Here is an 8,624-nt window from a genome sequence, read left to right on the forward strand (position 1 = left end):
TGGCGACGGGGGTGCGGCCCGCGGCCGTCGGCGCGTACGCGCCGCACGAACTCTCCACCCGCACGCGGTCTCGTCCGCGGCCCCAACATGCCTCGGAGCGGCCGGAATTCGCGCGGCGGCGCGGCGGGCGGCCCCGGTAGCCTTCCGGCATGTCGCGATCCGAGCACCCCACGCGTCCCGCCGTGCACGGATTCTGGGAGGGCACCGGCGCCACGAAGACCTTCACCCACCCCCTCGACCCCGCGCTGCTGGAGCGGTATGTGCCGCGTGACGCGCGGATCCTCGACTACGGATGCGGGTACGGGCGGCTCACCGCGCGGCTCGCGGAGCTGGGCTACCGCGACGTCCACGGGGTGGACCCCTCCCATGCGCTGATCGAGCGCGGACGGCGGGAGCATCCGGGGCTGCCGCTGCGGCAGTTCGACGCGCTGCCCCTGCCCTTCGAGGACGGCACCTTCGACGCGGCGCTGCTCTTCGTCGTCCTCGGGGTCGTCACCGACGACGCCGACCAGGGCGCGCTGCTCGCCGAACTCGCCCGTCTCGTACGGCCGTCGGGGGTGCTCCACCTCAGCGACGTACCGCTGCAGAGCGACGCGCACCACGTACGGCGCTACGACGAGGCCGCGGCCGCCGAACCCGGCCGCCCCTACGGCGTCTTCACCACGCCCGACGGCGGGCTCTTCCGGCACCACCGGCCGGAGGAGCTGCGGGAGTTGCTGTGGGCGCACGGCTTCGCCGTCGAGGAGGAGCACCAGAAGGAGACGGCCACGCTGCACCGCGGCGAGAGAACGCGCAGCGTCCAGCTCGTCGCCCGCCGCCAGTCCGGCCCCGGGCAGGGGCGGTGAGGCGGGCCAGGAACGGCGAGCCGGGGCCGCCGGTCAGCGGAAGGCCGATTCTCCGGTCAGGGCCTGCCCGATGACGAGCTGATGCACCTCGGAGGTGCCCTCGTACGTCAGCACCGACTCCAGGTTGTTGGCGTGCCGCAGCACCGGATACTCCAGGGTGATCCCGGCCGCGCCGAGCATCGTGCGGCACTCGCGTGCGATGGCGATCGCCTCGCGGACGCTGTTGAGCTTGCCGAGGCTGACCTGTTCGGGCCGCAGGGTCCCGGCGTCCTTGAGCGACGCCAGATGGAGCGCCAGCAGCATGCCCTTGCCCAACTCCAGTGACATGTCGGCGAGTTTGGCCTGTGAGAGCTGGTAGGCGGCGAGCGGCTTGTCGAAGATCTCACGGCTGCGGGCGTAGTCGAGGGTGGTCTCCAGACAGTCGCGCGCGGCGCCCAGCGCGCCGAAGACGATGCCGTAGCGGGCCTCGTTGAGACAGGAGAGCGGACCCGAGAGGCCGATGGCGCCGGGGAGCACCGCCGACTCGGGCAACCGCACCCCGTCCAGGACGAGTTCGGAGGTCACCGAGGCGCGCAGCGACATCTTCTTCTTGATCTCGGGCGCCGAGAAGCCCGGTGTGCCGGCCGGTACGAGGAAGCCGCGCACCTTCTCGCCCGGGTCGTCCGTACGCGCCCACACCACGGCGACGTCGGAGACCGAGCCGTTGGTGATCCACATCTTGGTGCCGTCGAGCACCCAGTCCGAGCCGTCGCGCACGGCGCGGGTGCGCATCCCGGCCGGGTTGGAGCCGAAGTCCGGTTCCGTCAGGCCGAAGCAGCCGACGGCCTCGCCCGCCGCCATCGACGGGAGCCACCGCTGCTTCTGCTCCTCGCTGCCGTACTTCCAGATCGCGAACATGGCCAGGGAGCCCTGCACCGAGACCAGCGAACGCAGCCCGGAGTCCGCCGCCTCCAGCTCCATGCACGCCAGTCCGTAGGCGGTGGCGCTCGTACCGGCGCAGCCGTAGCCCTCCAGATGCATGCCGAGGACGCCCAACGCGCCCAGTTCCCGGGCGAGTTCGCGCGCCGGGACGGAGCCCGCCTCGTACCAGTCGCCGAGGTGGGGCCGCACCTTCTCCGCGACGTACTGCCGTACGGTGTCCCGGATCGCGCGGTCCTCCTCGCCGATCAGGGCGTCGGTGCCGAAGAGGCCGAGCGGGGTCTGAGGCGTCACGGGCGGCACGGGGCTCTCCTCGTCCAGTGGGGTACGGAAGGGGTACGGAAGCGGTGGTCGGCGTCGGGTTCTGCGTGATCCAGACGCTAAGCCTGTCGTCCGGATGTCACAAGGAGCCGATCCGGCGCCGCGGCCGAGGTCGCCGCTGCTCAGCCCGTGTGCGGCACCGGGGCCTGCTCAACTTTCGTGGGGCGCCGCGGCGTTGACCGGGCCGCCGCGTGCGACGGGCCGGCGCCGGACGCACCGGCACCGGCCCGTCGCCGCGCACCTCTTCCCGCTCGGCGGGATCTCCGCCCGCGGGCTATTCCGCGAGCAGCTCCCGCAGTTCGGCCACCGCCTCACGGAGCGCGTCCGCGAAGGTGTGCATCTGGTCCGCGACCGTCTCCGGCGTGCTCAGATAGAGATTGAAGCGCTCCGGCAGCAGCACGTACGCGATCCCGATGCACCGGCTGCTCGTCGAACCGAAGCCGAAGAACTGGATGTTGACGGACGGCGCCGAGCTGGTGCTCAGATAGTCGTCGCGCATCGTCAGCCACCCTGGGCTGCGGTAGAGCGCCGGCTGCTCCGTGACGCCCAGCTCCGCGCCCCGCCGCCGCTGGATCAACTCCAGCTCCCACAGGTGCTGTTCGGGCGCCTCGATCGCCTGGCACTCCTTGGCCCGCCGTACGTGCGCCTCCGCGGCGGCCCGGAAGGCGGCACGCCGGGACTCCCGGTCGGCCTCCGGGTCCTCCATCTCGTCCACGAACGCGTACATCTGCGGCGTGATGACGCGCATCGCCTCCGTACGGCCGTGCTTGTACTGCCGCGTGGCGATCGACTCGTACGTGGCGCCCAGCCGCCCCTTGGCCCGCCGGTGCGCGAGCTGGTAGGCGATCTGGACGAAGGCGTCCGGGGAGACGCCCAGCGCCTTCGCGTCGTTGCTGCCGAAGTCGTCGAAGGTGACCGTACGGGTCGCCGTCGCCCGCCCGTACTCCGCGAACGACTCGGCGGCGGCGAGCACTTGCCCGCGCAGCGCACCGTCCAGCCGGAAGTCCACCGGCTCTGCCGCCGGCTGTCCCTGAGCGCGCGCCCCCGACCGCTCGGAGTGCTCCGCCGCCGGCACGGGCAGCAGCGCGTCCACGAAGCTGAGGATGGTGGTGCCGTCGAGCTGGCAGTGCTCGACGTTCAGCCCCGCGCGGCCGTCCTCGAAGACGACGAAGGAGACCGCCTTGTCGAACCAGCGGTTCCCGCGGTCGCCGTACAGCAGCTCGTCGCACGCCTCCTGCACCCCGGCCGGGGCGAAGTCCTCCAGGCACAGGCAGAACAGCGCGTCCTCGACGGTCTCCAGCGCGTGCGCGTTGCCCGGGTCGCAGTCCAGCAGCGCCATCCGCGCCCTGGCCCACTCCGCGCGGGCCATCGTCGTCAGATGCCCCACGCGCCCGTCGTCCGCGGCCGGTTCGGCACCGGCCTTCATCACCGCGCGCAGCCCCGCCTGGAGGTCCTCCAGGCTGTAGGGGGCGCCGTCCTCGCCGACGACGTCCATGCGGAAGAGGTTGCCGCGGAAGAAGACCAGGATGTGCCGCGCCCGCGAGGGACCGGGCCGCTCGGGCGAGTACGGCGTGCGCGAGGTGTCCTGCTCGACGCCGGGGATGCGGGTGCTGGAGAAGAGGTACTTGAGCTGCTCCATCGACTGCGGCACGCCCCGCTGGACGACGGGCGGGATCCGCTCCTCGTCGACCTGCCGCTTGAAGTCGAGGGCGCCCGCGACGAGTCCGGCCGCGCGCTCGACCTGCTGCTCGTCCGAGTCCTGGAAGAGGAAGAAGAAGTTGGCGTTCAGCGCGATGCGGTCACGCCGCCCCAGATAGCGGTACGGCCAGAAGGTGTCGAGCCAACTGTGCACGCCCGGCGAGGAGTCGTACTCCTCCAGCGCGCCTTGGAGCACCCGCCCCGGCCCGTCGGGCGCGAGGAACGCCGTCACCTCGTCCTTCGTCGCACCGACCTCGCCGGGCGGGAGCAGCGGCGCGCACCAGGCGAGGAACCTCTCGCAGCTCTCCTCGAGCGTCGGCAGCGGCACACGCGGCAGGGAGTCCTCCCGCGCGAAGGTCGGGGTGGTCGGTGCGCTTCCCTGCGCCGCGCTTTCCTGACTGGTGTTCAATTGCGCTCTCTCTTCGGCTCGTCGGTGGGTGGTGCTGCTGCCGGTGCCGGGGCCCGTTCCGCCGCCGCGGCTCCCGACGGCGTGGCCTCGGTCGCGCGTGCGAGGCGTGCCGGGGACCAGGGCCAGCCGGCGGTGCCGGCCGGACGGGAAACATACAGCCGCGCGTGGAGCCAGCCGTCCGCCTCCAGACCGTCCGCGTCGATCCCGGCGTCCTTCATGGTCTCCAGCACCTGCGTCTGCTCCTGCGGCGAGGCGAAGCGGCGCTGCCGGAAGACGTCGTCGGCGCAGACGGTGCTGTATCCCAGTTCCTCCAACGCCCGCTCGACCGGGTCGAAGGGGAACATGCGGAGCACGAAGTGCGCCATCCAGGGCCGGTGTTCGCCCATGGAGCGGACGATACGCGTCAGCGTGCGCTCGGTGACGTACCCGACGCAGCCGGTCGAGATCATCAGATCCGCACCGGCGAACAGCTCGCGCTGCCGCGGCGTCGGCTCGTCCCGCTCCAGGTCGGCGTGGACGACGTCGTCGAGGAAGCCCGCCTCCAGCCCGTACGCGAGCGCGCTCCCGGAGGTGTCCAGGCCGACGACGCGCACGGGACGCACCGGACGGTGCGCGCGTGCCAGCCTGCGGTCGCGGGCCAGCAGCGCCTCGGGGGACTCCTCGGTGCCGCGCTCGCCCTCGGCGTGCTCGTCGCAGTAGCGGGCGTAGAGGGCGTCCATGGTGACGTCGTACTTGAGCAGCGCGGCGTTGATGCCGTACGAGCAGCCGATGTCGAGCACCTTCGGCACCGGCACCCGCCGCACGTCGCGGTACTCCTCGATGAGCTTCGCGAAGTACGGCTTGGCCTGCTGCGGCACGCAGTAGTCGAGTTGGCGCAGCTCCCTGAAGTAGGCCCGGGGATCGGGCTGGTTGTAGATGTGGTCGAGCGTGACTTTTCCGGTGGCGTCGAAGCGCACGGAGGGCTCCTGTGGGGGTGGCGGGGTGACGTCACGGCGCGGTGCGCGGTGACGTCACGGCGTGGTGCGGGGAGTCCGGGCCGGCCGGACCGCCGCCCGCGCCGGGTCAGTCGAGCAGCCGGTCGCCGCGTACAGCGCGCTCGGCCGCCTCCAGATGTTCCGGCAGCACCCGCCCGAAGAGCTGCCGGGTCCGTGCCACGCTCCCCACGACGCCGGGCCGCTCGCTGTAGGCGAAGATCGCCGAGTGGCGGGCGAGTTCGCCCCGTACGGGACTCACGCGGTGCAGCGAGAAGCGTCCCTTGAAGAGCTGGAGGTCGCCGGGTCGCAGGGGCAGCCGCCGGGCGGTCTGTTCGCCGCCGCCCTGGATGACGTCCCGTACGGCGTCGAAGTTCTCCTCCTCGGCGGAGCGGATGCCCGGGCAGTACTCGAAGACCCCGCCCTGCTCCGCCTCCTGCGTGAGCATGCTGACGGTGAACTCGTTGGTGTCGAAGTGCCAGGGGTGTTCCATGCCGGGCTCGACGACGTTGAGCACGAGCCCGGAGAGCGGGTCGGCCAGTTCGTGCAGCGCCTCCAGGTCGAAGCAGCGGGCGATGAAGCGCTGGAACGCCGCGTCGGAGTAGAGACGGCTGATGAGCGAGCCGGCGGGGATGCGGTCGCGCGGCACGAAGGCGTTGCCCCGCTCGAAGGCGATGCGTCCCGGGTGGTCCTCGGGCAGTTCGGGGCCCACGGCCATGTTGTAGACGTTGACGGTCGCGACGTCGAAGTGCGCCCGCGGCGCGATCTGCGCGCACTGCCGCTGGAGCGTCTCCTGGAGCGACGGCCGGATGAAGTCCGGCAGTACGGTGCAGCCGTCGGCCAGCAGTTCCGCCCTGGCACGGTCGAGGACGGCACGTCCTCCGGCACCGTCGAGGTCCGCGAGGGGGTACCGGTCGGTGTCGACCAGTTCCTCGAGTGTGGTGACTTCCGAAGTGCTCATCCGATCCTCTCCCGCCTGAAGGCCGGCCGTCGCGGGCGTCCCGGGCACGGCGTCCGCGCGGTGACGCAGGTGCCGCCCGGCGCGCCGCGCGGAGGCGGCGGGCTGCCGGTGCGGCCCGTTGTACCGACCGGACCTCGCCCTGGGGATCTCCCCAACTCTACTGATGAGTAACGGAGTTGAAGCTCCCACATCCGTGGGGTCGTTGTCTGTGACTCGTCACACGGTCGTCATATGCGGACGGGGAGCGGCGGGCCGGCGCGGGCGGTGACGGCGCCCGGGAACGGCACGGCTGCGAACGGCCCCGCTGTGAACGGCACGGCCGCGAAGGAGACAGCCGGGGCGGACCGTGCGGTGCGGGAGCGGGAGCGGCGGGTGCCGCTGCCCGTCCCGGTGGCGGTGGTCCGTCCCCGGCTGTGCCGTACGGGTCGTACGGGTCGTACGCCGCGTCATCCGTCGTACGCGGCCGTACGGGATCGTGCTGTGTGCGTCGACGCCGCGCTCCGCGCCGAGCTGTGCCGTGCCTGTTGTGCCTGTCGTGCGGGTGGTGCTGTGTCGTGCCGGTGGTGCTGTGTCGTGCGTCTGTCGTGCCGGGTCCGGTGGCGGATCAGCCCGCCGTGCCGGTGGCCGATGCGTCCAAGTACGCCTTCGACGCGGCCTGGTCGAGCTTGCGTGCCGTCGCCTCCGGGTCCGAGGGGTCGCGGATGAACTCCTGGAGGAGCTGCCACTCGCCCTTGCCGGCCGAACCGCCGAAGTCGGCCGGCGCCTGGTCGGACATGTCGAACTGCACGGCCTCGCCCGCGTCCACGAGCGACTTGGCGACCTTGCGGGTGGTCTCGTCCGGGTAGGCCTGGAGGTTCAGATTGATGTTGGGCGAGAGGAATCCGCCCTGCTTGGCCCAGATCTCGGCGGCCTTCGGGCTGGCGAGATACTCGATGAAGGACATCGCCAAGTCCTCCTGCTGCTTGCCCTTCTTCATGGCCACCGCCGCGTCGCCGCCGCTGATGACGGGCGCCTGCTTGTCCTTGGCGATGGGCGGGAAGTCGAAGAAGTTCGCCTCCTTGTCGACCTTGCGGTTGAACTCCCCGGATATGATCCCGGCCACGAAGTCGCCCTCGTAGACCATCGCGGCCTTCTGGTTCTTGCCGTAGACGGCGCCCACGGACTCGTTCAGATCGGTGCGCAGGGCCTCCGCGCCGCCGCCGGCCACCAGGTCGTCGCCCTTGAACAGCTTGCCGAAGGTCTTCAGGGCCTTGATGACGGTCGGGTCCTGCCAGCCGATCTCGTTCGTCGCCAGCTTCGCGTAGTTGGCGGGTCCGGCCTGGGCCAGATAGATGTTCTCGAACCAGTCGGTGAGCGGCCAGGCGTCCTTGCCCGCGACGGAGAATGCGGGCGTGCCCGAGTCGGCGAGCTTCTGGCCGTTCGCGATCATCTCCTTGTAGTCCTTCGGGGGCTCCACGTCCGCCTTCTCGAAGGCTTTCGGGCTGTACCAGACGGTCGATTTGTGCGACGCCTTGAAATAGAGCCCGTAGAAGATGCGCCGTACGCTCCCGTAGTTCTGCCACACCAGCGCGAAGTTGCGGGCGGCTTCCAACTCGACCCGCGGTGGCAGCGGTTCCAGCCAGCCTTTCTGGGCGAACTGCTGGAGCACGCCCACCTGCGGCACCATCGCCACGTCGGGCGTCTTGCCGTTCTTGCGCAGGTCGCGGATGAACAGGGCGAAGTCGTCACGGCCTTGCGCACGGCTGGAGAGGAACTTCACCTTGGCGCCGGTCTTCTTGGTGAAGCCGTCGAGCACCTTTCGGAAGTTCTTCCCCTCGGCGCCGTTCCAGGTGCCGGCAACCGTGAGGGTCTGGCCGCTGAACTGCTGTTCACCGGATGCGCTGTTCAGGCCGCTGCAAGCGGTCGCCGTGACGGCGAGCGCGGCCACGGCGGCCGCAAGGCGTGATACCGCAATGCGAGGTCTTTTCATGATTTCTCTCTCGAGGCAGCTAACGCGGGTGCTGAAGTCGCCGATCCACCGATGCGCAGTGGAGCCGGAAGTGCTGTCGCGGAGCAGCCGCCGACGGGTCGGGAGCGCGTACGGCATCGTGCGTGAGCCTGGCCCGGGGCGCTGCATGGGCTCGCTGTTCAACTGTCCGTCGCCACGCGAAGATGGAGCTTTCGGGCGGGCGTCTCCAGTGAGCGCAGGCTGCCCTCCGTACGGGCACGCTCACGGCGCAGGTCTGACCCGTCACGGGAGAACCGTCAGACGGGCTGGTCTGACCCGACCGGTTCGCGGGGTGTACGCGGATGACAACGTAGTGCAGTCGGCAGCCCGGGAAAACGGTTGCGCCGAAATGCGGAGCAAAAATCTACTCGCGGGTCGCGGGTGACGAGCGACCGCTTACGGCTTTCGCCGGGAAAAGCCGTGAAGGAAACCCGGTGCCGGAAACGTCATGAAGGCGCTGAAGCCGGTGAACGACCAGAATGCGAAGGGTAGTTGACAGTACGCGAACACGGCC

The 8,624-nt window shown here is 70.8% G+C and carries 6 protein-coding genes; 1 reads left to right on the plus strand and 5 read right to left on the minus strand.

Annotation, left to right across the window (positions count from 1 at the left end; translation table 11 throughout):
* Nucleotides 1-149 precede the first annotated feature (149 nt).
* The gene (locus AN218_RS32320; protein ID WP_070020583.1) at nucleotides 150-845 is read left to right on the plus strand and encodes a class I SAM-dependent methyltransferase; all 696 of its coding nucleotides are present in this window, start codon (nucleotides 150-152) and stop codon (nucleotides 843-845) included.
* A gap of 33 nt (nucleotides 846-878) precedes the next feature.
* On the opposite strand, the gene AN218_RS32325 is transcribed toward AN218_RS32320, so the two are convergent.
* The 5 genes from AN218_RS32325 to AN218_RS32345 form a co-directional block, all read right to left on the minus strand.
* Nucleotides 879-2,057 carry an acyl-CoA dehydrogenase family protein gene (locus AN218_RS32325; protein ID WP_244900895.1) on the minus strand — a complete coding sequence of 393 codons (1,179 nt, stop codon included), beginning with the start codon at nucleotides 2,055-2,057 and terminating at the stop codon, nucleotides 879-881.
* 301 nt (nucleotides 2,058-2,358) lie between these two features.
* Nucleotides 2,359-4,191, minus strand: coding sequence for a choline/carnitine O-acyltransferase (locus tag AN218_RS32330; protein WP_070020585.1), 1,833 nt, complete (start codon nucleotides 4,189-4,191; stop codon nucleotides 2,359-2,361).
* Complete coding sequence (locus AN218_RS32335) at nucleotides 4,188-5,147, minus strand: class I SAM-dependent methyltransferase (RefSeq protein ID WP_070020586.1); 960 nt, start codon at nucleotides 5,145-5,147, stop codon at nucleotides 4,188-4,190. The genes AN218_RS32330 and AN218_RS32335 overlap by 4 nt, the downstream gene beginning before the upstream one ends.
* Before the next feature lie 106 nt (nucleotides 5,148-5,253).
* Nucleotides 5,254-6,123: a HalD/BesD family halogenase gene (locus tag AN218_RS32340; protein ID WP_070020587.1), complete on the minus strand. Its 870-nt coding sequence runs from the start codon at nucleotides 6,121-6,123 to the stop codon at nucleotides 5,254-5,256.
* A gap of 604 nt (nucleotides 6,124-6,727) precedes the next feature.
* Nucleotides 6,728-8,050 carry an ABC transporter substrate-binding protein gene (locus AN218_RS32345; protein ID WP_338059658.1) on the minus strand — a complete coding sequence of 441 codons (1,323 nt, stop codon included), beginning with the start codon at nucleotides 8,048-8,050 and terminating at the stop codon, nucleotides 6,728-6,730.
* Nucleotides 8,051-8,624 lie beyond the last annotated feature (574 nt).

Source organism: Streptomyces nanshensis (genome assembly GCF_001751255.1).
Classification (GTDB): Bacteria; Actinomycetota; Actinomycetes; order Streptomycetales; family Streptomycetaceae; genus Streptomyces; species Streptomyces nanshensis_A.